We start from the raw sequence: 26,460 nt of genomic DNA, 5'->3' as shown, positions 1-26,460 counted from the left end.
TTACTATGCAGGTATATTATACAATTCGATTAACGAATAAAACACTACAGAAATAGTGAAAAGGTAAAAAATAGCATTACAATAGTTTGAAAAACTGAAACTTCATATTTTTCGACAATACATACAAAATGTTTTTGTCTTTTCGTATTTCTTAATAATTGAGTTTGATAAGATTGCTCAATTAACTTTTATTATAAAAACTATGAAGGAAGTGATTTTAGTATGGAAACGCTCGAATTGGCACGAATACAGTTCGCATCAACAACGATTTTCCATTACTTTTTTGTTCCGCTGTCAATTGGTTTAGCTTTTATTATTGCGATCATGCAAACGTTGTATGTGGTAAAAGGGCAAGAGGTATATAAGAAGATGGCAAAGTTTTGGACGCAATTATTCCTTATTAACTTTGCAGTAGGTGTAGTAACAGGTATTTTACAAGAATTTCAGTTTGGTATGAACTGGTCAACGTATTCACGTTTTGTAGGTGATGTATTTGGTCCCTCGCTTGCAATTGAAGGATTACTGGCATTTTTCATTGAGTCTACATTCCTAGGTTTATGGGTATTCGGTGAGGACAAATTACCGAAGCGAATTCACTTAATGTGTATTTGGCTCCTTTCAATTGGAACGATGTTATCAGCATTCTGGATTTTAACTGCAAGTGCATTTATGCAGTCACCTGTCGGGTATGAAATGGCAGCTGATGGTCGTGCGCAAATGAATGATTTCTTAGCCATTATTCAAAACCCACAACTATGGGTACAATTCCCGCATACAATTACAGCGGCAATTGCAACAGGTGCATTCTTTATTGCTGGTGTAAGTGCATGGAAAATTACAAAAGGACAAGAAACTGTAGTATTTAAAAAATCTTTCCGAATTTCTATCATTGTTGGAACAATTACAACGGCGCTTGTATTGTTCTTTGGTCATGCACAAGCGCAACAATTAATTAAGACACATCCAATGAAGATGGCGGCAGCTGAAGCGCTATGGAATACAAGTGAGGATCCAGCACCATTTACAGTATTTTCGAAAATTGATACAGAGAAGAAAGAAAATTCGTTTGAAATTCAAATCCCTTATATGCTAAGTCTATTATCGTATGATAAGTTTAGCGGTCAAGTTGAAGGGATGAATCAAATTCAAAAACAATATGAGGAAAAATATGGACCTGGAGATTATATTCCTCCAGTGCATACAATGTTTTGGAGTTTTAGAGCGATGGTAATGAGTGGAACATTCATGCTTCTTCTAGGAGCTTACGGATGGTTCTTATCAAGAAAAGATCGTTTAGCTGAAAAAACGTGGTATTTAAAATTAATGGTGTATGCAATTTCTCTTCCATTCATCGGTAATACAGTAGGGTGGATTATGACTGAAATGGGTCGTCAACCTTGGGTAGTATTTGGGGTAATGAAAACAGAAGATGCTGTATCACCAAATGTAACATTCGGTGAAGTATTATTCTCACTTATTTCATTCACATCAATGTATTTAATTATGGGTGGAATTTGTGTGTACTTATTTGTTCGTACCATTAAGGGCCACACGAATAAGAAAACGAAAAAGGATTATCAAAGCCATGATCCATTTGATAAGGAGGAAGAGTATGTTATCTCTTAATGAGTTGTGGTTTTTAGTTATTGCAATCTTGTTTGTTGGATTCTTCGTACTGGAAGGTTTCGATTTTGGTGTAGGAATGGTTTCGAGGTTTTTAGGAAAGAATGATTTTGAAAAACGAGTTTACTTAAATACAATAGGACCGTTCTGGCACGCGAATGAAGTATGGCTTGTTTGTGCTGGTGGAGCCATGTTTGCGGCATTTCCGCACTGGTATGCAACTTTATTTAGTGGTTTTTATATTCCATTTGTATTTATGCTTCTTGCTTTAATTTTAAGAGGTGTTTCCTTTAAATTTCGTGCAAAAATAGATAATCATAAATGGAAGAGTGCATGGGATTGGGGGATGTTTATTGGAAGTATGTTACCTCCTATCCTTTGGGGAGTTGCGATTGCAAACTTTATGGTAGGTGTACCTATTGATGAGAGTAAAAATGTTGTAGATGGATTCTTGCAATTACTTCATCCATTTGCGTTACTTGGAGGAGTAATGTTTCTCCTACTATGTATTGTTCACGGATTACAATTTCTTACGATACGTACAACTGGTAAATTGAGAGAACGTGCACGAATTGCTGCAATAAAAATTGCACCATTTTCATTAATTACACTTCTTGTTTTTGCTGGTGTGGGGTTATGGAAAACCGACATTTTCACTGCTCATGGAACAGAATGGATTATGGTACCAATCGGAGCTTTTGTAGCACTATTAGTGTCCACTTTATTAAATAAAAGAAGAAGAGATGGTTGGGCTTTCTTTATGACGAGTTTAACAATCATTTTACTAAGTGCGAGTGTATTTATCGGTATGTTCCCACGTGTTATGATTAGCTCTTTAGGAGCAATGAATGATTTGACAATTTACAACGCAGCATCAGGAGCTTATGCATTAAAACTTATGACTTACTTTGCGATTGCTATTTTGCCTTTCGTTATCGGAAGTCAAATATGGAGTTATTATGTATTTAGACAACCTGTTAAGTCAGACAACGATTTGGAGTACTAATGAAAAGAAAAAGAGGACTTCCGTCTTATCCCGGTAGCCGTATTTTATATGTAGCGTTAACGATTATTAGTATTTTAGAAGCTTTTAGTATTATTGCGCAAACAATCTTTTTAGCACGAGCTATTACGTTTTTATTTCATGGAGAGACAGTACAAACAATATTAAGTGAAGTTGTTTATTTTGGTATCGCGTTTGCAGCGCGTAACATAGTAGTTCGAACATCACAAATATTAGTGGAACGTTTTGCTGAAAAAACAGGGTCGTTACTAAGAAAACAATTGATAGAGGCATATTTCACATTAGGTCCAAGGTATGTTCAAACTGTTGGAACTGGTCATCTGGTTACCTTATCAATTGAGGGGATTGAGAAATTTAAAACATATATTGAATTAACGATTCCTAAAATGATTAGAAGTAGTATCGTTCCAGGTCTAATTGTACTATATGTTTTTACGCTAGATATTGAGTCTGGAATCATTTTAGTTGTAACGATTCCTATCGTGATCATATTTATGATTCTTCTCGGATTAGCAGCGCAAAAAATGGCAGATAGTCAGTATGAGATATATCGTGTACTTTCGAATCATTTTGTAGATACGTTAAAAGGTTTAGAAACATTAAAGTATTTAGGGAAAAGTGAACAGCACGAAGGAAAGATTGAAAAAGTAAGTAAAAGATATAGAAAAGCAACGATGCGTACTTTGCGAGTTGCTTTTCTTTCTTCTTTTGCATTAGATTTCTTTACGAGTTTATCAATTGCGTTTGTGGCAGTTGGATTAGGGATACGTTTAATAGATGGAACGATTATACTATTACCAGCCCTTACAATTTTGATTTTAGCTCCGGAATATTTTCTGCCGATTAAACAAGTGGGAGCAAATTATCATGCGACATTAGATGGACAAATTGCGATGGAGCAAATAGAAGAGATTTTGCAACAACAAAAAGGAATACAAAAGAAAGATTTAAATGAAGATATAGTATGGAATGCCTCTAGTAGCTTGAAATTACAAGATATCAAAGTTAATAATACTGAATCTGAAAAGGCTATATTAGAAGGAATTAATTTTACTTGGGAAGGTAACGGTGCTATTGGTGTTATTGGTGAAAGTGGTGCAGGGAAATCGACGTTAATCGACGTATTAGCAGGTTTTTTATCTCCTTCGAGTGGAAAGATGTTAGTAAATGGTCTAGAAGTTGATGGATCTACTCGTGAAGATTGGCAAAAAAATATTGCTTATATTCCGCAGCAACCTTATATTTTTCCGCTTTCATTAAAGGATAACATTCGTTTTTATGAAACAAATGCAACAGATGAAGAAGTTGAAAGAGTTATTAATGAAGTCGGCCTTCGTTCACTCGTTACATCTCTTCCAAATGGGATACACGAAAGAATTGGAGAAGGTGGACGTATGCTAAGTGGCGGACAAGAACAGCGTGTTGCTATGGCGCGTGCGCTTTTAAGTAAAAAACCAATCATTTTATTAGATGAGCCTACGGCACATCTTGATATTGAAACCGAATTTGAAATAAAGCAAGCGATGTTACGTTTATTTAATGGAAAGTTAGTATTTTTAGCAACTCACCGTCTACATTGGATGAAACAAATGGACCATATCCTTATTTTAAATAAAGGGGAAATGAAAGAAAGTGGGACGTATGAAGAACTTTTAGAGAATGAGACATTACATTTTCATAGGGAAGAGAGGGGAGAGAAATGAGTAACTGGGTTAAACCTTATATAAAACAAAATAAAGGTAGAATGACTTTAACTATTTTCCTTGGTCTTCTTGGAGTTAGTTCAGGAGCGATGTTACTTTTTATTTCAGGTTATTTGATCTCAAAATCTGCCCTTAGACCAGAAAATGTAATGGCTGTATATGTTCCTATTGTTGCAACAAGAGCGTTTAGTATAGGGCAAGCTGTATTTCATTATATAGAGCGCCTAGTCGGGCATGATGTCGTACTACGTATATTAGAAAAAATGAGAACGAGGCTATATAGAATAGTAGAACCACAGGCGTTATTTTTCCGTTCTCGATTTCAAACGGGTGATATGTTAGGAGTGTTATCCGAAGATATAGAGCATTTGCAAAACCTATATTTACGTACAATATTTCCTAGCATATTAGCGTTAGTTGTTTATAGTATCTTCGTACTTGTTATCGGTGCATTTGATTTTGTTTTTGCACTTATTGTAGGTTGTATGTTAGCTATTATCGTTTTTCTTCTTCCGTTTGTATCATTACTTTTGATGAAGAAACATCATGTTACTTTAAAGCAAGGAAGAAACAGTTTGTATCAACAACTGACAGATGCTGTTTTTGGATTATCTGATTGGCAAGCAAGTGGTCGTAAAGATGAATTTATTAATGAGTATGTAAAACAAAATGATCAGTTGTTAAAAATCGAAAAGAGAGTGAAACGCTGGTATCATATTCGGGACAGTATCATTCAATTAGTAGTAGGTATTGTAGTTATTTCGATGATCATATGGACTGGGAATGAAGCGGCAAGTGAACAAATTGCTCCTACAGTTATCGCAGCTTTCGTATTAATGACTTTATCTGTAACGAACGCGCTTATTCCTATTGTAGATGCCATCGATCGAATACCGTCGTATGTAGAATCTACCCATCGTCTTAATGGCGTAGAAAGTAATAGTGTTTTACATGATGAAACGGATTTGCATGGAGAGAAAGATTATATTGAACCAAAACATGTAGATATTGAACTGAATCACGTATCGTATAGTTATCCAGATAGTAATGAGATTGTATTAAAAGATGTATCATTACAAATAAAAGCAGGGAAGAAAATTGCTATTTTAGGGAGAAGTGGGACAGGGAAATCTACTTTACTAAAATTGTTAACAGGGGCGTTAAGCCCAGTAAATGGCCAAGTTGTCTTGAATGGTGAAAGAGCTCATACGAATCTTTTATCTAAATATATTTCTGTATTAAATCAAAAGCCGCATTTGTTTGATACGACAATTGGAAATAATGTACGAATTGGCAAACCAGAGGCGACGGATGAAGAGATATGGAAAGCTTTAGAGAAAGCACAATTAGCTTCACATGTTACTTCTCTTCCGGACGGATTACAAACAAAAATGCATGAAATGGGAAAGCGGTTTTCTGGTGGGGAAAGACAAAGGGTTGCTTTTGCTAGAACTCTAATGCAAGAAACACCAATTATTGTACTTGATGAACCGACTATCGGTTTAGATCCAAAAACAGAATTGTCTTTAATCGAAACAATGTTTTCTGCAACGGAAGAAAAGACGGTTATTTGGATTACGCACCATCTTGTAGGAATAGAACATGTAGACGAAGTTATATTCCTTGATCGTGGCCAAATTGTCATGCAAGGTAGTCATAAACAACTTCTGAAAGAAAATGAAAAGTATCGTAAACTTTATGAGTTAGATAAAGGAATATAATTTGAATAAGCAATAATTGTAAAAATAGCTACGCCTAATGGTGGAGCTATTTTTTTGTTAGATTGCAGGTGTATATGATTGTTACGAATTAAAAATGAATTTCATATTATACATATAATGGAGGGGATGTGCATGAAGGAGCAATATAAAATCATTGTTTTAAGTGATGAATTATCAGGGGATAGGATTCGAAATACGTTAGACAAAAATAAATGTAAAACAATAGTTCATGTTGTAGACGTTTCAGATGTTGTTCGTATAGAAAGTTCTTTTCAATATATAGTCATTTGGAGAGGGGACGCAGAAAAACTTACAAATGAATTGATAAATAGGGGCGTGCAAAGTTCAAAAATTATTAATTTAACAAAATACATGTATGAATGGAAGGATAAATTAATTTCTATCTATCAAATAAATCCGGATCTTATGTCTTTATACATTTCTATGAAAAAAGCAAAGAGTGATCCGACGTATGAATTGTTTGCTACCGGTTTGTCTTATCCACATTGTGGCATAAGTACGGAGCTTCTCTCAAAAAAGTCAATAAAATTAACACTTCCATCGCAAGATCTATACTATGATTATTTAATAGCGTCACAACTTTTATCAAACAATCATTCATTTCAATATTGTTTAATAGGAATAGCCTATTTCTCGTTTTACTTTGATATGTCGTTATCATCTGAATCATATAGAATTCACAAAGTATATTATCCATTGTTTCAAGATGGTCATCATACTGTAGTTCACTCTCCTCTACCCACTGATGGATTCTCACATCTAAATACTCCGAAACCACTTCTTTCTATTTTTAATTTGCATTTTGAATATATTTTATTAGACGAACTAAAAGATGAATCATTGATACTGCCTTGGATAAATGCTGAATGGAATACTACTTCTCTTCATATTCCTTTTGAAGAACACGGGAAAATAAGAGCAGCTTCACATGCTAAATTGGCGTATCCTCATACTTTAGTTGAAAATAAAATGATTTTTAAGAAATATTTAGAATTACTGTTGAAAAATGATATAAAGCCATTAATTGTTGTGTTCCCTGTTACTTCACATTATTTCAATTGTAGTAGTAAGAAATTAAAAGAAGATTTTTATAAAGTTATAAATGATTTTCAAACTCAATATTCTTTTCAAATTATAGATCTATTTGATTCACCATTATTTTGTGATGAAGATTTTTATGATAGTGATCATATGAATAAAAAAGGTGCAAATAAAATGTCCGCGTTATTAAATATGTTTATTTAGGAACGAAAAGTATGATATTTTGTTTCATGTTTGCATAAAAGTATATAGGCTCCATACAGTTAAAGTAATGTGATTTTTGTGTCGCGTATATAAATAATATGCGAAGAGGTGAGAGAGTTAAAATGAGAACTCGTATTGAAAGAAATGAAGAGGTGGTAGAGCAACTTCCGTTGGTAAGTGTATTAATTCCTACGTACAATCGTCCTCTTTACTTTGAAAAGGCGTTATGTAGTGTGTTAGAACAAACGTACCCTAATATAGAAATTATAGTTGGAGATGACAGCACGAATGATGAAACAGAAAAAGTGTTACAAAAATACTTATGTGATCATTCAAATATTATTTATATAAAAAATAGATCAACTCTCGGACAATTTGAAAATGCGCTAATGTTATTTAATGAAGCGAACGGTGAATATATAAATTTTTTAATGGATGATGATGTATTTCATGTGAATAAAATTGAAAAAATGATGAAGTATTTTTTCAATGATTTAGATAATGAAATTAAGCTTGTAACATCTCATCGTCAAGTCATTGATGATAAAGGGAAAGAGCTACGACATATTTATTCGACTGTCCGTTTATTTGAAGAAGATACGATTATAGAGGGAACAGAATTAGGAAATAAGGTAATTGTGGATCAAAAAAATTATATTGGAGAACCGACAACAGTTTTATTTCGTAAAAATGATTTACAAGAACCATATGGAATTTTTGATAAGAGGCGGTATTTATGTAACGTAGATATAGCTTCATGGTTATCTTTATTAAGTAAAGGAAAAGCAGTATATATAGCAGAAACGCTTAGTTACTTTCGATTACATCCAGATCAACAGTTAAATGAATCTAATAAAATGATGGATGGGTTAGAAGATTTTTCACACAGTATTATAGCAGGCGAAAAATATGGTTTCTTATCCACTGAAAAAGAGTTAGACAAAGCAATAACTAATTTTCTAGATTATGCAAGAAGGATAGTTCCATCATCGATATTATATACATTAGACTATTACCAAAAAATTAGAGCGAAGAAAATAAACATAGAAAAGAAAAAACAACATATAAATAATAATTCTTCATTACCGAAAGTAAGTATACTTATTCCTGCATACAATAGACCTTATTACTTGGAATTAGCACTCAACAGCGCTTTGAATCAAACATATGAAAATATTGAAATTATTATTTCTGACGATAGTACAAATAATGAAGTCAATGCTATGATTCAACCGTACTTACGTGAATATGAGTGTATTACATATGTTAAAAATGAAACGCCGTTAGTTGCCGAAAACTTTAATAAGTGTGTAGAACTTGCGAATGGGGACTATATAAACTTTTTATTAGATGATGATTTATTTCATCATGAAAAGATCGAGAGAATGATGAAATACTTTTTGACGTTAGAAAATATTTCATTTGTGACGTCATATCGTGAACTGATTGATGAGAATGGAGAGATATTACCACCTTCAACATTAAATATGAAAATCGCGAAAGAAACTACACTTTTTGAAGGAAAAGAATTAGGAAATTATATGTTAAAAAACTTAAAAAATGTAGTTGGTGAGCCGACAACTGTTTTGTTTAATCGGGATTTGTTTGACGGGAAGTTTGGATATTTTAAAGGAAAGGCTTATTCTGCTATTAATGACATTGCAACTTGGCTAGATATGATGAGGAAAGGAAAAGTAGTTTATATGCAAGAACCTCTTAGTTATTTTAGACAACATAGTGGACAAAATCAAAAACAAATGCATTTTATTTTAATGACAATTGAAGAGTGGATTGAATTAATTATAGATGCATATAATAGTGGATTTTTAAGCTCCGAAAGTGAGTATAAAGAGAGTTTATCTTATTGTTTAGAAAATGCGGGATTTATAGTTAAGGATGCAGTAAGAAATGGCGAACTAGATCAAATTTATAATGAAAAGATAAAAAAAGGGTTAAACAAGTTAGTTGCTCATATGTTTGAGAAAGAATTTTGTTATTGTCAATATTGCAATCAACAATTTGAAAAATTTTCACCTTGGCCAGCGCATTATGATTTTCCGAAATATAAATTTGAGATGTGGAATAAAGATACAGGGATATGTCCAGTTTGCAATTCGATGGATCGTGAAAGATTGTATCGTGCGTACATTGAAACGGAAACGGACTTGTTAAATAGAAACTATACAATGCTTCATATTGCACCTGAAGCGAAGTTAAGAGATTGGTTTAACGAGTATAAAAATATTACGTATGTATGTGGTGACTTAGAACCAAAGGATCCATTAATGAAGGAAATTGATGTTACAAGGATTACATATGATAGTAATACTTTTGATGTAATATTATGTAGCCATGTGTTAGAACACGTTCCTGATGATGACAAAGCAATGCGAGAGTTATATAGAGTGTTAAAGCCAAATGGATGGGGAATTATTCAAGTACCGATCGTAATGAATGTAGATTTTATTATAGAGAATGAATTAATTGTAACACCACAATTGAGGAAATTAGCTTTTGGTCAAGAAGATCATGTGAGAATTTACAATCAATCGGGATTTATTCAACGATTAATGAATGCAGGATTTAAGGTAGAATTATATAACATAGCGGAAAAACAAGGAATGAAAAGTGCTAGGAAATTTGGATTATCTGAAACAGATATGCTCTATATTGTCCGAAAATGATAGGAAGGAATAGATAGATATGGAGAATATTCCTTTTTTACGTGCTTCAACTGTACCTGTAAGTGAGTATTTGGACGAATTGAAGGAAATTGATACATCTCACATATATACGAATTATGGACCTATAAATCAACGTTTTGAGGAAACAATTATGTCGTCATTTTTTCAAAACAGGGGAGCTGTTACAACAGTAGCAAACGCAACGTTAGGGTTAATGGCGGCTATTCAACTAAAGAAAAGAAGAAAGGGAAAGTATGCTCTCATGCCTAGTTTTACATTCCCTGCGACTGCCTTAGCCGCTATTTGGTGTGGACTGGAACCTTACTTTATTGATATTTCAATAGATGATTGGTATATGGATAAAACCGTACTTTTGGATAAAATAGAAGAATTAAAAGAAGAGGTTGCGATTGTTATCCCGTACGCCACTTTTGGATCATGGATGAACTTAGAAAAATATGAAGAATTAGAGAAGAAGGGGATTCCGGTTGTCGTAGATGCGGCGCCGGGATTTGGTTTAATGAATGGAGGGATGCATTACGGTCAAGATTTTAGTGGAATGATCGTATATAGCTTTCATGCAACAAAGCCTTTCGGAATTGGTGAAGGAGGGCTCATATATAGTAAAAACGAAGAAGATATACAACATATTAAAAGAATGGGGAATTTCGGATTTGATAAAAATCGTGAATGTACGATGATGGGGTTTAATTGTAAAATGTCTGAATACGCAGCCGCTATTGGGATTGCGACTATAAAAAAGTGGGATCAAAAATTAAAAGAACGCAGCCGTATTTCTGAATGGTATAAACAGTTGTTACAAAATACTGGGTTAATGAAAAAAGGGTGGAAAGTCCAAAAGACAGAAGCAGTTATTCACCAATTTATGCCTATCATTTGTCCAGAAGAAGTTCGCAACATACAAGTAATAGAAGAACTGAAAAAACAGAAAATAGAAGCTAGATTATACTTTTCACCATCTTGCCACCAACAAGTTCTTTTTAAAAACTATAAGTCTACAGATTTAACAAAGACGAATAAAATAGCAAAACGAATCGTAAGTTTACCTTTATGGGAAGGAATGACGAAAGAACTAGTAGAGCAAATTGTAATTTGTTTAGAGCAGAAGGTGGTGTCGGTAGATGAATAGTTTTTATAGTCAAGAAGAACTAAAGAAAGTTGGATTTTTATCTGTTGGGAAAAATGTATTGGTTAGTAAAAAAGCAAGTATATATAATCCGAGTGCTATATCAGTTGGCAATCATGTAAGAATTGATGATTTTTGCATTTTAAGTGGTAAAATCACAATTGGAAGTTATTCGCACATATCAGCGTATACAGCGTTATATGGAGGGGAAGTTGGGATTGAAATGCATGATTTTGCAAACATCTCAGCTAAAACAATCATATATGCAGTACTTGATGATTTCAGTGGAAATACATTAATGGGTCCAACCGTCCCGAATCAATATAGGAATGTGAAAGCAGAAAAAGTTATTTTAAAAAAACATGTGATTATTGGTGCTAATTCTATTATTTTTCCAAATGTAACGGTAGGAGAAGGTACGGCAGTCGGTGCGATGAGTATGGTAAAAGAGAGTTTAGATGATTGGTATATTTACGCTGGAGTTCCCGTAAGAAAAGTAAAACCTCGTCAAAAAAAGATGCTAGAGTTAGAAATTGATTTTTTAAAAAGCATTCATTCTTAACAAAAAAGAATGAATGTTTTTTATTTTTATCTCGCTATTTGCCGGGCAGTAAGACCCTACCTCAAAATTCAGCGGAAGTAAAGAAGTTAGGTGGGGATCGGGCTGATAGCCAGTGGGGGATGAACAAAATCCTCACTGATTAAACTTTCACTTTATCCCGCTATTTGCCGATAAAGATTCGACTGGTGAGGGCTAATTAAAGTTTCACTTTATGATAGAGCAGAGAGTATCTTAACTTATTGTGTTTTAAATTTTGCTGACCAAGGCAATACTGAGCCATAGTGAATGTAAAGTTGGAGGGCGAGCGTATATGTTTGATGAGGATGGGATTGTTTTAATTATGGAACCAGCTGATGAAAGAAACTTGAGGAGATTTATTTTTTCAGTGCCAAAGTCAGTGTATGAAAAGAAGGGGCTTACATTACACTATGGAACAGCTATAGGACAAGGATATATGGATATAATTGAAGATATTATAAGCGTACATATAGAAATAGATGTTGTAACGATAATAGGGCATGTAAGAGGATAAATAGCTATTTGAAAAAGGTTATAAACAATTTAGCTAGAAGTTATGTATAGAGAAAATTACAGACAATGATAAAGGCGAAGGGGGTCTAAAATGAAAATAAAATCAATTTTATTAGTATTTATAGTTTCAATTGGTTTAATGGGATGTTCAATAGTGGAAGAAGGAAAGAACTCCATAGATTATGCTCAAAAGGCGACAGACTATGTAAATGAAATAAGTGCATTTGCAAATGATGCGCCAGCATTAGCAGAAAAGGCCGTTAATGATAGCGAGGCTCGAAAAGAATTAGAAACGAAGCTTAGTGAAATTAAACAAGATATACCCGCATTCAATGAATTAACGCCACCTGATGTAGCAAAGGATCTTCATCAACAAATCGTCGGATATAATGAAAAGTTAAATACGTTAATTGATACGGCGATGACAAAGATAGAAGAAGGGAAAGTGGATGTAGAGCAATTTAAAAACTCTGAGCTTATGCAGACGGTAGATCAAGTTCGAGATTTGAAAGATAAAGTGCAAAATTTAGGTCAATAGTAAAAAGCTCCGTTTGTGATAAACGGAGCTTTTTACTATTGGATACAATAAACGATTACACCAACGATAATAATCATGTTGCCGATGAGTTTACGTTTCGTTATTTTTTCTCCTAGGAAATACCAACCGAAAATTAATATGATGATATAACTTAAGGATTCTAATGCTGATGCTTGTTTTAATGCCATACCCTTCATGGCGATAACATTTAATCCGGCGTTAATTACAAATAAAGAGTAGCCGATAATAACATAAGGATTCACATATTCTTTTATTCTAGAATCGTATTGTTGCAAAGTAGCTTTTTTTAATAATATTTGTGAGTAATTAGCTAAAATTATCCCGAAAATAAATAATAACATATAACTATTCATCTTTTGTCACCACCACAATTCCGACAATAATAATAGCTGCACCAAGTAAATGATTCCACTGAATCGTATCTCCAAATAGAAATACTGACCAAAGCATTGACCACAGTATAATAATTCCGCGATGTGAATATGCTTTTGAAATTTCGAAATGTTTAATTACTTGTTGCCATAAAATTGCATATCCGAATAAAAGTATAACTAGTCCGAAATAAGCAACAAAAAATGAGATGGAAGCAATGGGGAATTTAGCTGCCCATTTCATGTAAACCATAATGATAGAATATATCAAAAAAGCTACATGTAAAAATACGTAATTTTTAATAGTTGGTTTCATTTATTCACTCTCTTTTGCATATAAATATATATTTATACCTAATTTTTCTAATGATAGATATTGGAACGTATTTTGTTTAATCTTTCACATTCCAAATTATATATTATCATGGCTTTTATTGTAAAACAATAGAAGCTATGCATTCATTTTTTCCAAGGTTCTACAATATGTATCGTTTTATTTGTTGCATCCAACTCTACTTGAACACCGATAGGCATGGTAATCATTGGATGTGTATGACAACAATCGAAGTCAGCTAGAAAAGGAATTCTTTGATTTTGAAGTACTTCTAATAGTATTTCAAAAGGTTTTCGATTTGTACCACAATCATCAAATTGCTCATGTTTTCCAAGAATGATACCTGAAATTTTATCGAATACACCGTTAATTTTAAGTAATGAAAAGCTTTTTTCAATAGTAGCTGCATCTTTTGAACTGTCCTCAATGAAGAGAATGTCGCCTTCTTGAATATGTGGCATATAGGGGCTACCCCAAATTCCTTGTATCGTGTTTAAATTCCCGCCAATAATACGCCCAGTAGCTTTTCCATCAATTACTGAAATCCAATCGTTTGGTCGAAGTTCTTTCTCCTTCGTCTTTTCTTCCCAATTAATAAATTCATCTGACCAAAATAATGGTTGTTTTATATGATAAGGAAGAGAATGATCATGTAGTAAAGTTTCAGCAAAATATTTGTATGTGCAATCAACAAAAGGTTCAAATTCGCCAAAGGAAGGGACGAGAGCTGGTCCATAAAATGTAGGGATTCCTGTTTTGGCGTAAATTGCTAGTAATAAAGCAGTTGCATCTGAATACCCAATCATTATTTTAGGGTTCTTTAGAAAAGCATCATAATCAATATAAGGTAATATTGAATTTGAATTCATCCCACCAATTGTTGACATAATACAAGAAATATTAGGATTTCTTATTAAGACATTTAGCTCCTCAGCACGCTCTTGTATACTACCAGAACGATAAAAATCATATCGACCTGTTAATGAACCTTCTAATATATGAAACCCTTTCTGTTGTAAGTAAGATTTTGCTCGTTCAAATCTTTTTGGAGAAGTGTAGGTTACTGGTGAAGAAGGGGAGTAGATCCCAATTGTGTCTCCGTATTTTAATGATTTTGGAAGTAGCATTTGTATGAATCCCTTCTATTAAATAGTTTATCTCGCTATTTGACGGGTAGCCCGATTGGGGGGCTGATTAAAGTTTCGCTTTATTTACGAGATTTTATTATTGAATATTCTTACGTTTCAACATTGTAAGTTTAACATAAATAAATTAAAATAATCATTGCTGTATATGAATAAATATACCTTTTACCTTGACTATATAAAGGAATTGTTGATAAGGTTAAATGTGAGTGTATAAAAGGTTTGCTAAAGGAGTTTTGAAATGAATCGGTTAAAATGGGGAAGGATGACAGTCCTATTAGTCATTATTTTAGGGATATGTTGGTTCTTATTCCAAGGAAATCAAAAGAGCGTAGCGAATGTAGAGGGACAACCTTTGCAAGTGGCAGAACTACCTAAAGCAGGATTTACTGAAAAAGTAGTCCCGCCAAAGTACATCCCACCAGAAATTAACGCAAAAGCAGCTATGATTATCGATGCGAGTGATGGAGATATTATTTATCAATATAATGAAAATGAAGCTTTTGCACCAGCTAGTATGTCTAAGATGATGACAGCGTATCTCCTACTAGAGAGTATACATAACGGGAAAGTTCGCTGGGAAGATCCAGTGAAAATGAGTGCGAAGGCGGCACAAACAGAGGGAGCGAGAATCCCAGTACAAGTTAATGACACATTAACTGTTAAAGATTTATATCATGCATTAATGATTGAGTCAGCTAATAATGCAGCTGTGGCTTTAGCAGAACATATGGCAAAATCGGAGAAAGATTTCGTTCAGCTTATGGATGCAAAAGCGAAACAGTTAAAAATGTCGGAACATGCTAAATTTGCAAATGCTTCTGGATTACAAGAGCCAGATGGAAGTGAAACAAAAATGACGGCTGGTGATGTAGCACAATTGGCGTATCATCTTATAAAAGATTATCCGGAAATATTAGAAGTGACTCACTTACGTCAAAGTCAGCTAGCATTTAATAATATTAATGTTATAAGCACAAACGACATGTTAAATAAAAATAATAAAAGTTTATATATAGAAGGAATAGACGGACTAAAGACTGGATTTACAGATAGTGCAGGATACTGTTTTACGGGGACTGCAAAACAAGGTGATAATCGAATTATTACAGTGGTCATGGGGACATCAAGTAAAACAAAACGTTTTACAGAGACAAATAAGTTAATGTCGTATGCATTTGGATTAGTTAATTAAGTAAGTAAAATACGAATCTAGATCGCTACATAAGTAAGACTGTTTGTTGTTACTAATTTTAGATAACAACAAACAGTCTTTTTATTTTCATTTTAAAAAGGAAAAAGAGTCTAAATACAAGTGTTAACATTTGAGTTTATTTGTTGCTGTGATATTATAAAGTTATAAGCTTATTAATAATAAGTTTGAGGGGCGTAATATGATATATACATATGAAATAGCCTCAATTGAAAATTGGAGGGAATTATGATGGCAAAAGATTTTTACTCAGCAATTGAAGACAGAAGATCTATTTATGCGATTAGTAAAGAGCAAGTAGTTTCTGATGAGAAAATTCAAGAAGTGATTTATCATGCTGTAAAACATACACCTTCAGCTTTTAATTCTCAAAGTGCTCGCGTTGTTGTTTTATTAGGAGAACAACATGATAAATTATGGGATATTACGAAAGAAACGTTACGAAAAATTGTACCTGAAAATAACTTTGCACCTACTGAAGAAAAAATGAATGCATTTAAAAGTGGTTATGGAACGGTTTTATATTTTGAAGACAGTGAAGTAGTGGAAAGCCTTCAAGCTAACTTTGCATTATATAAAGATAATTTCCCAACTTGGTCTCAGCAATCATCAGGAATGTTACAATTTGCAATTTGGACAGCTTTAGAAATTGAAGGGTTTGGTGCTACGTTACAGCATTACAATCCGCTAATTGATGAAGAAGTGAGAAAAGAGTGGGATGTTCCAGAGAATTGGAAACTTATTGCGCAAATGCCATTTGGTAAACCGGTAGTACATGCTGGTGAAAAAGAATTCCAACCGCTAGAGGACCGTGTGAAAATTTATAAATAATTTAAAAAGGTGAACAGGAATATAACCTGTTCACCTTTTTTTATACGTAATAAGGGTTTTTTTGTCCGGCATTTTTCATCTGATTTTTTAATTCGTTTTTACGTGTTTCAATAGCTGATACTTTTTGTAATGTTATCATTGAAACGAATTGAATAAAAGCATAGTATAGCTCTATGTTTTTTTGTATTGGATCATCTATTATATTTCTCACAAATATGCCTCCTCTTTTTATTCCAATAAAACTCCGCATTAATGGGCAGCCCGAGTGGTGAGGGTTAATAATTAGCGGAGGATGTATAAAACCCTTCCTGATTAAAGTTTCATTTTATAAGGGAATGAAACTTTAATCAATTCGCTAAAATTCTTGTTTATTAAGATATGTATATAATACTATAAATATCCTATAAATTCCATTATAAGAAAAAGAGAACAGTTGATATAGTGTGTGTTTTCTTTAAAGGAGAAATGGCTTTTGTGAAATAAATCTTACAATTCGTCAAATTATTTCAAAATTGTAGATAGTATAGAAATTTAGTTTTCTAAAAATATTATACTATTGATAAATAGAGTGATTTTTGTCATGATGAAAGTATACTTCATGTAAGGAGCTTTATAAGGAAATACATACTTGAGTTTGTATTAGGTTAATAGAATTTTTTATAATAGATAGAAAAGGGATATTTTATATTAAAATATTAAATGGAATGTCGAATTTTCATGCGATATATAAGAAATTTGAAAAAACCATTGCAAAAACACTGTGTTTAATGATAAAGTTCACATGAAGTTCACACGGATTTCACTTTGTTCATTTAAAATGAACTCTGTGTGAAAAATAAAACTCTTGCTAAAAAATGGAACTGGATGAATATTTTACTTTGATAATATTGTAAAGTATTAAAGTTTTAGTTTTTTTTAAGAGGATAGTAGGGAAAGGAAGTAAAGACAACTTATGAAAAAAGTAATTGCAGGTTTAGCAGCAGCTTCTGTAGCTGGCGTTGCAGTTCCAGGAATGGATTCTGCTCATGCACAAGTTTCAAATGAAGCGCTAAAAGAAATTAATGGACAAACTCAAACTCAAACTCAAACGACTGTAACTGAAACAAAAACTGTAGAAACAACTTCTGAATTAAAATACACAGTAACTGCTGATGTATTAAATGTTCGTTCAGGTGCTGGTACAGGACATAACGTTATTTCTAAAGTAAAATCAGGCCAAGTGCTACAAGTAGTTGGACAAGAAAATGGTTGGTTCAAAGTAAATGTAAATGGTCAAACAGGTTATGTAAGTGGTGACTTCGTAACGACTGGTGGCAAAACAGGAACGACTGTTCAACAAGGAACAGGTACTTACACAGTAAACGTTTCTTCACTTAACGTACGTACAGGCCCAAGTACATCTCATACAGTATTAGGTTCTGTAAACAAAGGTAAAACAGTACAAGTTGTAGGTGAAGTACAAGATTGGTTTAAAATCAACTTCAATGGTGGAACTGGATACGTAAGCAAAGACTTCGTAACAAAAGGTGGTTCTGCTGTATCTAACGAAACACAACAACCAACTACAAACAACAATACTACAACAGTTCAAACTGGTGGTTCTTATGTTGTTAACACTGGTGCTTTAAAAGTACGTACAGGCCCAGCTACATACAACGCTGTAATCGGTGGAGTAACAAATGGTAAAGTATTAAACGTTACTGGTGCTGAAAATGGTTGGTACAAAATTAACCATAACGGCCGCACAGGTTACGTAAGTGCAGACTTCGTTAAGTTTGTAAAAGGCGGAGTAAACAACGTTACAAATAACAATAACAATAACGTTACAAATAACGTTCAACAACCAGGTAAAGACGTACAAAAACCAACAACAGGTGGAGATACATCTTCAATCGCTGGATTCGCTAGATCTTTAAATGGTTCACCATACAGAACTGCTGGTACAACACCTGCTGGTTTTGACTGCAGTGGATTCATTCACTACGTATTAAATCAAACTGGTCATAAAGGCGCTCGTCAAACAGTTGCTGGATACTGGAGCTCTAAAACAAAAACTAGCAATCCACAACCAGGTGATTTAGTATACTTCCAAAATACTTATAAATCAGGTCCTTCTCACATGGGTGTTTACTTAGGAAACGGTCAGTTCATTAGTGCAGAAACAGATGCAACTGGTGTACGTATTAGTTCTGTAAGTAACTCTTACTGGAGCAAGCACCTATTAGGTTACACAAAAGCATACTAAGAAAAAGTAGTTTTATATACTTTTCGTATAGAGAAAAGGCTTTCCAAGGAAACTTGGGAAGCCTTTTTATAGTTGAATAAATTGGAAGTTTAATAGTTTTTATTTTAACTTTCCATTTAAAAATCGATCATATAAGTCATGGAAATAGTTAGGACGAAATAAGTTCGCTGCATGTCCCGCTAACGGTATTTCCTTATATAGAACGTTAGGCAAAATAGATTTCAAATCAAATAGACAAGATTTATAGAGATGATCATGCTCTCCCATTACCCATAGTATAGGGTGAGGAAGTGATTTTAATTTAGATTTTAAATCGAATTCTAACCGATGTCGTAATGACTGGGCAATTATGGATGAATGTAATTGTAATCCGAAACGGTAGTAAATATTTCTTGAAATGACTGCGAACGGATTTGCTTTTAATATACCGCTTGGAAAAATAGTATTTGCGTATTGAGAGAGCCATTTAGAGTATTCATCTCCTCGCTTCTCCCAAAAATTTTGAAATACATTATATAAACGAGAAGGGTTATTGTAATGTCCTCCAATATGACAAATACTTAATACTTTTTCTGGATGCATTTGTGCAAAAATTGTAGAGATGTAACAGCCGTAACTTAGCGCACAAATATGTGCTTTTTTAATACCTTCTTGCTCATATAAGTTTAATAATTGATCTACGAGGCGCTGTAATGAAAAGTCGATTGCTTCTCCTTTATCATCACCGTGACCTAATAAGTCATAAGTTATAATGTTGTAGGAGGAAGAAAAACGTTTTTGTTCCTTTTTGAAGGCGCGACGATTGCCAACTAATCCATGAATAAAAATAATTGTTTCCTTTTCAGAATGTATATTTGTTTGCAAAAAGGATACTCCTTTCACTAACTGGAGATTTATATCGTGTTGTAAATTATTTATCTATAATTTACATAGAATAATATTAAGTACCAGGTAATAATATCAGATGTTTATATCTGTTGTAAAGATGAGTTTTTATGTATATTTTGTAAAAATAGAAAAAGTGTGTTTACATTCAGTTTACATTTGTATCGTATTCTAATTTTAGAAAGAACAGTTTTGTTTACCACGAGGAGATGAACAGGAATGGAAGTTAGAAATGAAATGAAGAAAAAAGGGAGTTGGAGGCAGTTTTTACGCCTTATTCAAGATACAAATCCTCCGAAAGGAATTTTAGTTTTTGCGTTATTAATGAGTTTGCTTTCTACGGGAGCGAGTTTATTTATTCCTATGCTGACAAAAGGATTAGTAGATAATTTTTCGCTTTCTTCAATTAGTGCAGGACAAATTGTTGGATTAGTTGCTTTCTTTGTAATGCAAACTATTGCGGCAGGGTTGTCTATATATTTACTAAATTATATTGGGCAGAAGATTGTAGCGGGACTAAGAGAACGTTTGTGGAAAAAGGTACTTATCTTGCCGGTATCTTATTACGATCAAAATAGAACAGGTGATACAATTAGCCGTATGACGAATGATACAGGTGTAGTGAAAACGTTAATTTCTGAGCATTTGTCAAACTTATTAACAGGCGGTATTTCAATTGTTGGATCGTTAATTGTATTATTTGTTTTAGATTGGAAAATGACTGCGTTACTTTTAACGGTTATTCCGTTGTCTGTGTTAATTTTAGTTCCACTTGGACGAAAAATGTATAAGATTTCAAAAGCGCTTCAAGATGAAACGGCATCTTTTACAAGTGTGTTAACGCAAGTGTTATCAGAAATTCGTTTAGTGAAATCTTCAAATACAGAAAAAAGAGAATATGAAACGGGTAATACAGGTATACAAAAGTTATTACAATTTGGTTTGAAAGAAGGAAAAGTGCAAGCATTAATTTCGCCAGTTATGTCGTTTGTTTTAATGGCACTACTTGTTATTATCGTAGGATATGGCGGGATGCGAGTTTCTAGCGGTGCATTAACAACCGGTGAACTTGTAGCGTTTATTTTGTATTTAGTTCAAATTGTAATGCCAATGAGTCAATTATCTATGTTCTTTACACAATTCCAAAAGGCAATTGGTGCAACGGAAAGAATTAGTACGATTTTAGAATATGAAGTAGAAGATCATGAAACTGGTGTGAAAGTGACAAATGCTAAGCAACCGATCGTTCTTGAAAATGTACATTTTGAGTATAACGAAGAAGAGCAAGTTTTGAAAAATATTGATTTCACAATTGAATCTGGAAAAGTGACAGCGATTGTAGGACCAAGTGGTAGTGGGAAAACAACGTTATTCTCATTACTGGAACGTTTTTATGAGCCAACTAGTGGCGCCATTAAATTAGGGGAAGAATCAATTACGAGTTATTCATTACAGTCATGGCGACGTCAAATCGGTTACGTATCACAAGATAGTCCGTTAATTGATGGAACAATTCGTGATAATATTTGTTATGGCGTCGAGGGCGAAGTAACGGATGAAGAAATTGAAAAAGTAGCAGCAATGGCATATGTTGATGCATTTATTCATGACTTACCAAACGGTTATGCAACAGAAGTTGGAGAACGCGGTGTGAAGCTTTCTGGGGGACAAAGACAGCGAATTGCCATTGCCCGAGCGTTACTTCGAAATCCGCAAATTCTTATGCTAGATGAGGCGACTTCAAGCTTAGATAGTAAATCTGAGTCTGTCGTTCAAAAAGCGTTAAATAACTTAATGAAAGGCAGAACAACGTTAGTGATTGCGCATAGACTTTCTACTGTTGTAGATGCAGATAAAATTGTCTTTATTGAAAAAGGGAATCTTACAGGTAGTGGTACGCATGATGAATTATTACAGACGCATGATATGTATCGTGAGTTTGCAACGCAGCAATTGAAAATTAAAGAGGGTGCATTATAAAATGAATCATCAGTGGGATTTTACTCCACTGATGATTCATTTTTAAACAATATATTAGATGCTAAGTAGAAAGGAAATGGTTCCTTTGATACCTAAAATTTTAATAGTAGATGACGATCCACACATTAGAGAACTCGTTTCTGTATTTTTAGAACGAGAAGGTTTTCAAACATATGAGGCAATTGATGGAGTAGATGCACTTCAGAAAATGGATGACGTAAAAGTCGATATGGTTATTCTTGATATCATGATGCCAAATATGGATGGATTTGATGTATGTTTTGAATTAAGAAAATACTATGATATCCCGGTTCTGATGCTAACTGCCAAAGGGGAAACATCACAAAAAGTAAAAGGATTTCACCTTGGGACAGATGATTATCTTGTAAAACCATTTGACCCTATAGAATTAGTAGTGAGAGTAAAGGCATTATTGAAACGTTACCAAATTACAGTTTCCCAATTGATTCAAGTTGGAAATGTATTATTAAATCGTAAAACATTCGAAGTTATATCTGGAGAACAAACGGTTACACTACCGTTAAAAGAATTTGAGCTGCTCTTTACTTTAGGGTCTAAATCGGGAAGAACTTGTTCGAGAGAGCAATTAATTGAAGAAATATGGGGATATGATTTTGAAGGGAATGAACGTACACTAGACGTTCATATTAATCGGTTACGTGAGAAGTTTCAAGAAGAGCAGTCGAAATTTAGTATTAAAACAATAAGAGGATTAGGGTATCGCTTAGAGGTAAGTAAATGAGAAAAAGAAAACGAATGAGTAAGTTGAAGATGCTGAAAGTATTTGGAGCGGTATTAGCGCTCTTTTCTTTTCTTACTATCATTTGGTCTATCGCATTTTATGTAGCAACTAGTATATTGAATGCTTTTGACGTAAACGTATCGCCGTTTGTTGCCTTTCTAATTAGTGATATGGTCGGTTTTGTATTTATTATTCTTATTTGGACATTGATTGGAATATTAATGAGGCCAAAACGAGAGGCAATGATTTGGACTATTATTGAACCGATACAAAAAATTGCAAAAGGAGACTTCTCCGTAAAAATACGAAATGAAGAAAAGTATGATGGCGAAATTGGCGTGCTCGTAAAAAGTATAAATGATATGACAGATGAACTGAATGCGATGGAGAAAATGAGACAAGAGTTTGTATCAAATGTTTCTCATGAAATACAGTCACCATTAACTTCTATAAAAGGATTTGCTAGAGCACTACAAGACGATAATCTTTCTGAGGAAAAAAGAAAGCATTATCTTACCATTATTGAAACTGAAACAACGAGATTATCTAAACTAAGTCAAAATTTACTAAAGCTAACTCTTTTAGAATCAGAAGAATATATACCAGAAAGAGTGAGCTATCGATTAGATCAACAATTAAAGCAAATTGTGTTAAATAGTGAACCACTCTGGGCTGAAAAAGAAATTGAGTTAGAACTAGATTTAGAAAAAGCACATGTTATTGCTGACCAAGAAAGTATGAGTCAAGTGTGGATTAATTTAATTCATAATAGTATTAAATTTACTCCAAGCGGTGGTACGATTACTATTCAGTTAAAGGAACATGAGACAGTAGTGGAAGTGCGTATCCGTGATTCAGGAATTGGTATATCAGAAGAACAGAAACAACATATTTTTGAGCGTTTTTATAAAGCGGATTCTTCACGAAATCGTGCCTATGGAGGAAGTGGCTTAGGTTTAGCTATTGTAAAGAAAGTACTCGACCTTCATCATGGGGAAATAAAAGTTGAGAGTGAGGAAGGAAAAGGTACTGAATTTATTGTGCGTATGCCAAATCATGAAGAGAAATAGTGTTAGAAGGAGAACCTTCTAACACTATTTCTCTTTAAAAATGCATTTACCGTTACTGCAATTATATTGATAAGCTTTTCCTTCGCTATTCATACGATATGAGTAATCGGATTCTTTATCTTTCTTAAAGTCAACGTATGCTTCCACACCGTTTTTATCGTCATCTATATCAATGAATTGAACGTGTCGTATAGAATAATCTTTCTTTTCTCTTAAACCTCTTCCTTGCAAGTTTGTATGAATACCATCTACTAACTGGTCAAACAACGACCAGTTTAAATTAAGATGTTCAAATGACTCAGTATGTCTTCCTAAAATACCGTTGTCTTGTATTATTTTTTTATTATCATCGTATGTATAAGAGTAGGTGAAATATGGTTCGTCTTTATATACTACTGTTGCATAATAGCCAATATTATAAAGGGGAGTATATTTTCCGGTTATGTTTTGTATTTCTTCTTGCTTATAACCTTTTTTAATATGGAGATAATGGCTAGTATCTTTTTCTATTACTTTATAATTTAGTGGGTTACCAAATATAAAGTACAGTGCAAACAATATGATACATAGTCCGACTGCAGTTAGTAACAAGAACCATTTTTTCTTTTCATACTCATACACTCCCCTATGCTGGATTTGTTTTTATTTTACATGAATAATAGTAAAAAAATGAAACTTATAAATAAAAACTTTCTACAGTTACCTACAAGTAACCTACGCACATGAAAGTGCATCATTGCCTTTTTACATAAACATAGATACAATTTTAATATAATACATAACTGAGATGATTAAGGAGTGTTATACTTGGCAGAATTATTACAAGGTAAAAATGCTTTAATTACAGGAGCAGGTAGAGGGATTGGTCGCGCTGTAGCAATCGCATTAGCGAAAGAAGGCGTAAATGTAGGCTTATTAGCTCGTTCAGAAGAAAACTTAAAAGCTGTAGCGAAAGAAGTAGAAGCAGAAGGTGTAAAAGCTGTTATTGCAACTGCTGATGTTTCTTCATACGAAGAAGTAACAACTGCGATTGAAACGTTAAAAAATGGTTTAGGATCTATCGATATTTTAATTAATAACGCTGGTATTTCTAAATTCGGTAAGTTTTTAGAACTAGACGTTGCTGATTGGGAAAAAATCATTCAAGTAAACTTAATGGGTGTATACTATGCAACTCGTGCAGCTTTACCGAGCATGATTGAACAACAATCTGGTGATATCATTAACATTTCATCTACAGCAGGACAAAAAGGTGCACCTGTAACAAGTGCATATAGTGCTTCTAAATTTGGTGTCCTTGGCTTAACAGAATCGTTAGCGATGGAAGTTCGCAAACATAACATTCGTGTAACAGCTTTAACTCCAAGTACAGTAGCAACTGATATGGCTGTAGATTTAGGATTAACTGATGGAAACCCTGATAAAGTAATGCAAGCAGAAGATATTGCAGAATTTATCGTAGCGCAGCTGAAATTAAATAAACGTACATTTATTAAATCTGCTGGGCTTTGGTCTACTAATCCATAGGAATTAAATTTAACTTTAAAAGAAGGGATATCTATTCTGTAAGGGGTAGATGTCCCTTCTTTATTTTTTGTATTCGAGACAGAATTTTCGGTATAATTAAAAGTGAATGGTAGAAAGCATTGGGAAATTGAAAGGGATGGCAGTTGTAAAAGAGTGATGTAAGGAGGAAAAAGGATGAAAAAGAAGTTTCAAAAATTATAACATGTATCGTGTATAACGAGATTAGCTCGTGGACCTCCAATATACATAACACTATATTATATATTAAAAAATTGGAGGATATAAGTAGATGAGAACTGAAAAAGAAATGTTAGACGTAATTATAAATATAGCAAAAGAGGATGAAAGAATTCGAGCAGTTATCATGAATGGATCGCGTGTAAATCCAAATGTGAAAAGAGATTGTTTTCAAGACTATGATATTATGTATGTTGTAAATGATATACAATCTTTTACGTCTAATCATAATTGGGTTCATAGATTTGGAGAAATAATGATAGTACAAATGCCAGAAGAAATGTCGTTAGTTCAACCAGATGAAGATGGGAAGTTTCCGTATTTAATGCAGTTCATGGATGGGAATCGGATTGATTTAACGCTAGTTCCAGTTGAGTTAATAAAAAAGTTCGTTGGACAAGATAGTTTAAGTAAACTGCTTCTTGATAAAGATAATTGTATGGAAGGATTCCCGCCAGCAAGCGATAAGGATTACTTAATAAAAAAGCCTACAGAAAAAGAGTTTTTGGATTGCTGTAATGAATTTTGGTGGTGTAGTACAAATGTGGCAAAAGGGTTATGGAGAGAGGAACTTTCTTATGCAAAAGGAATGCTTGAAGGACCAGTGCGAGATATGTTCATTGTAATGCTAGAATGGCATATTGGTATGAAAACAGACTTTACAGTTAATACAGGGAAGTTTGGAAAGCATTTCGAGCAATATATTGAAGAAGATATGTGGGAGCAATTTAAAAGGACATTTTCTAATGCTGAATATGAAAACATATGGGAGTCATTCTTTGTCATGAGTGATTTATTTAGGGAAGTGGCGAACGAAATCGCTAACACGTATGAATATCAATATCCGCAAGATGAGGATGATAAAGTGACGAACTATTTAAAACATGTGAAAGCTTTGCCAAAAGATAGTACATCAATTTATTAATAATATAAAGTAGTAAGACTGTCCTAATTAAGGACAGTCTTATTTTTGTTTATGAATAACAATTTCTCTAACAAAGTGCAGATGAATCACATATGAAAATTTAGGGAGGTTTTT

Annotated in this window: 24 protein-coding genes; 18 read left to right on the top strand and 6 right to left on the bottom strand. The window is 33.4% G+C overall.

What is annotated here, in order from left to right; genetic code table 11:
* The first annotated feature begins 222 nt into the window (after positions 1-222).
* The 10 genes from cydA (at position 223) to DN404_RS23045 (ending at position 12,799) form a co-directional block, all read left to right on the top strand.
* A complete protein-coding gene (gene cydA / locus DN404_RS23090) occupies positions 223-1,626 on the top strand; it encodes a cytochrome ubiquinol oxidase subunit I (RefSeq protein ID WP_000448870.1) in 1,404 nt (467 codons plus the stop codon).
* Positions 1,613-2,629, top strand: a complete 1,017-nt coding sequence (gene cydB, locus DN404_RS23085; RefSeq protein WP_149215508.1) for a cytochrome d ubiquinol oxidase subunit II — start codon at positions 1,613-1,615, stop codon at positions 2,627-2,629. Before cydA ends, cydB begins: the two co-directional genes overlap by 14 nt.
* Positions 2,629-4,350 (top strand): thiol reductant ABC exporter subunit CydD, encoded by a 1,722-nt coding sequence (gene cydD, locus DN404_RS23080; protein ID WP_000824036.1) that lies wholly within the window; start codon positions 2,629-2,631, stop codon positions 4,348-4,350. The genes cydB and cydD overlap by 1 nt, the downstream gene beginning before the upstream one ends.
* On the top strand, positions 4,347-6,071 hold the full coding sequence (gene cydC, locus DN404_RS23075; protein ID WP_006921899.1) for a thiol reductant ABC exporter subunit CydC: 1,725 nt from the start codon (positions 4,347-4,349) through the stop codon (positions 6,069-6,071). Before cydD ends, cydC begins: the two co-directional genes overlap by 4 nt.
* A 132-nt stretch (positions 6,072-6,203) precedes the next feature.
* Positions 6,204-7,337, top strand: a complete 1,134-nt coding sequence (locus tag DN404_RS23070) for a hypothetical protein (protein WP_000664254.1) — start codon at positions 6,204-6,206, stop codon at positions 7,335-7,337.
* Positions 7,338-7,459: 122 nt separating this feature from the next.
* Positions 7,460-10,021 carry a glycosyltransferase gene (locus tag DN404_RS23065; RefSeq protein ID WP_149215507.1) on the top strand — a complete coding sequence of 854 codons (2,562 nt, stop codon included), beginning with the start codon at positions 7,460-7,462 and terminating at the stop codon, positions 10,019-10,021.
* 19 nt (positions 10,022-10,040) lie between these two features.
* Positions 10,041-11,171 (top strand): DegT/DnrJ/EryC1/StrS aminotransferase family protein, encoded by a 1,131-nt coding sequence (locus tag DN404_RS23060; RefSeq protein WP_000427966.1) that lies wholly within the window; start codon positions 10,041-10,043, stop codon positions 11,169-11,171.
* Positions 11,164-11,730 (top strand): acyltransferase, encoded by a 567-nt coding sequence (locus DN404_RS23055; protein WP_001084190.1) that lies wholly within the window; start codon positions 11,164-11,166, stop codon positions 11,728-11,730. Before DN404_RS23060 ends, DN404_RS23055 begins: the two co-directional genes overlap by 8 nt.
* 310 nt (positions 11,731-12,040) lie before the next feature.
* Positions 12,041-12,262, top strand: a complete 222-nt coding sequence (locus DN404_RS23050; protein ID WP_000459099.1) for a hypothetical protein — start codon at positions 12,041-12,043, stop codon at positions 12,260-12,262.
* Positions 12,263-12,352: 90 nt separating this feature from the next.
* Positions 12,353-12,799, top strand: a complete 447-nt coding sequence (locus DN404_RS23045) for a DUF6376 family protein (RefSeq protein WP_000695203.1) — start codon at positions 12,353-12,355, stop codon at positions 12,797-12,799.
* A 35-nt stretch (positions 12,800-12,834) separates the two neighbouring features.
* Here DN404_RS23045 and DN404_RS23040 read toward each other — a convergent pair whose 3' ends face one another.
* From DN404_RS23040 to DN404_RS23030, 3 genes are all read right to left on the bottom strand, one after another.
* Entirely contained in the window at positions 12,835-13,173 is a 339-nt protein-coding gene (locus tag DN404_RS23040; protein ID WP_001089868.1) for an EamA family transporter, read from the bottom strand.
* A complete protein-coding gene (locus DN404_RS23035; RefSeq protein ID WP_000805125.1) occupies positions 13,166-13,507 on the bottom strand; it encodes an EamA family transporter in 342 nt (113 codons plus the stop codon). The genes DN404_RS23040 and DN404_RS23035 overlap by 8 nt, the downstream gene beginning before the upstream one ends.
* Positions 13,508-13,650: 143 nt before the next feature.
* Complete coding sequence (locus DN404_RS23030; protein ID WP_149215506.1) at positions 13,651-14,652, bottom strand: S66 family peptidase; 1,002 nt, start codon at positions 14,650-14,652, stop codon at positions 13,651-13,653.
* 259 nt (positions 14,653-14,911) lie between these two features.
* Here DN404_RS23030 and DN404_RS23025 point away from each other — a divergent pair, with 259 nt between their 5' ends.
* Both DN404_RS23025 and DN404_RS23020 read left to right on the top strand, forming a co-directional pair.
* Entirely contained in the window at positions 14,912-15,865 is a 954-nt protein-coding gene (locus DN404_RS23025) for a D-alanyl-D-alanine carboxypeptidase family protein (protein WP_001080877.1), read from the top strand.
* Between the two features lie 246 nt (positions 15,866-16,111).
* Positions 16,112-16,714, top strand: coding sequence for a nitroreductase family protein (locus DN404_RS23020; RefSeq protein ID WP_001987122.1), 603 nt, complete (start codon positions 16,112-16,114; stop codon positions 16,712-16,714).
* A gap of 40 nt (positions 16,715-16,754) precedes the next feature.
* Here the strand turns inward: DN404_RS23020 and DN404_RS23015 are convergent, their stop codons facing one another.
* Positions 16,755-16,925 carry a hypothetical protein gene (locus DN404_RS23015; RefSeq protein ID WP_001244279.1) on the bottom strand — a complete coding sequence of 57 codons (171 nt, stop codon included), beginning with the start codon at positions 16,923-16,925 and terminating at the stop codon, positions 16,755-16,757.
* A gap of 741 nt (positions 16,926-17,666) precedes the next feature.
* On the opposite strand from DN404_RS23015, the gene entFM reads away from it, so the two are divergent.
* Positions 17,667-18,959: an enterotoxin EntFM gene (gene entFM / locus DN404_RS23010; protein ID WP_000755511.1), complete on the top strand. Its 1,293-nt coding sequence runs from the start codon at positions 17,667-17,669 to the stop codon at positions 18,957-18,959.
* A gap of 99 nt (positions 18,960-19,058) precedes the next feature.
* Here entFM and DN404_RS23005 read toward each other — a convergent pair whose 3' ends face one another.
* The gene (locus tag DN404_RS23005) at positions 19,059-19,823 is read right to left on the bottom strand and encodes an alpha/beta fold hydrolase (protein ID WP_001194309.1); all 765 of its coding nucleotides are present in this window, start codon (positions 19,821-19,823) and stop codon (positions 19,059-19,061) included.
* Positions 19,824-20,063: 240 nt separating this feature from the next.
* On the opposite strand from DN404_RS23005, the gene DN404_RS23000 reads away from it, so the two are divergent.
* The 3 genes from DN404_RS23000 to hitS all read left to right on the top strand — a co-directional run bounded on the left by DN404_RS23000 (position 20,064) and on the right by hitS (position 23,657).
* Positions 20,064-21,824, top strand: a complete 1,761-nt coding sequence (locus DN404_RS23000) for an ABC transporter ATP-binding protein (RefSeq protein ID WP_061654531.1) — start codon at positions 20,064-20,066, stop codon at positions 21,822-21,824.
* A gap of 85 nt (positions 21,825-21,909) precedes the next feature.
* Positions 21,910-22,587, top strand: a complete 678-nt coding sequence (hitR, locus tag DN404_RS22995; RefSeq protein ID WP_016124455.1) for an envelope stress response regulator transcription factor HitR — start codon at positions 21,910-21,912, stop codon at positions 22,585-22,587.
* A complete protein-coding gene (gene hitS, locus DN404_RS22990) occupies positions 22,584-23,657 on the top strand; it encodes an envelope stress sensor histidine kinase HitS (protein WP_149215505.1) in 1,074 nt (357 codons plus the stop codon). Before hitR ends, hitS begins: the two co-directional genes overlap by 4 nt.
* 24 nt (positions 23,658-23,681) lie before the next feature.
* Here hitS and DN404_RS22985 read toward each other — a convergent pair whose 3' ends face one another.
* Positions 23,682-24,278, bottom strand: coding sequence for a DUF3139 domain-containing protein (locus DN404_RS22985; protein WP_149215504.1), 597 nt, complete (start codon positions 24,276-24,278; stop codon positions 23,682-23,684).
* Between the two features lie 186 nt (positions 24,279-24,464).
* On the opposite strand from DN404_RS22985, the gene DN404_RS22980 reads away from it, so the two are divergent.
* Both DN404_RS22980 and DN404_RS22975 read left to right on the top strand, forming a co-directional pair.
* Positions 24,465-25,184 carry a 3-ketoacyl-ACP reductase gene (locus DN404_RS22980; protein WP_000818985.1) on the top strand — a complete coding sequence of 240 codons (720 nt, stop codon included), beginning with the start codon at positions 24,465-24,467 and terminating at the stop codon, positions 25,182-25,184.
* Positions 25,185-25,473: 289 nt separating this feature from the next.
* Entirely contained in the window at positions 25,474-26,346 is an 873-nt protein-coding gene (locus DN404_RS22975) for an aminoglycoside 6-adenylyltransferase (RefSeq protein ID WP_001258539.1), read from the top strand.
* The last annotated feature ends 114 nt before the right edge of the window (positions 26,347-26,460 follow it).

The organism is Bacillus sp. TE8-1, assembly GCF_008368855.1.
GTDB classification, from domain to species: Bacteria; Bacillota; Bacilli; order Bacillales; family Bacillaceae_G; genus Bacillus_A; species Bacillus_A cereus.
This window is presented reverse-complemented; position numbering and strand designations above follow the sequence as displayed.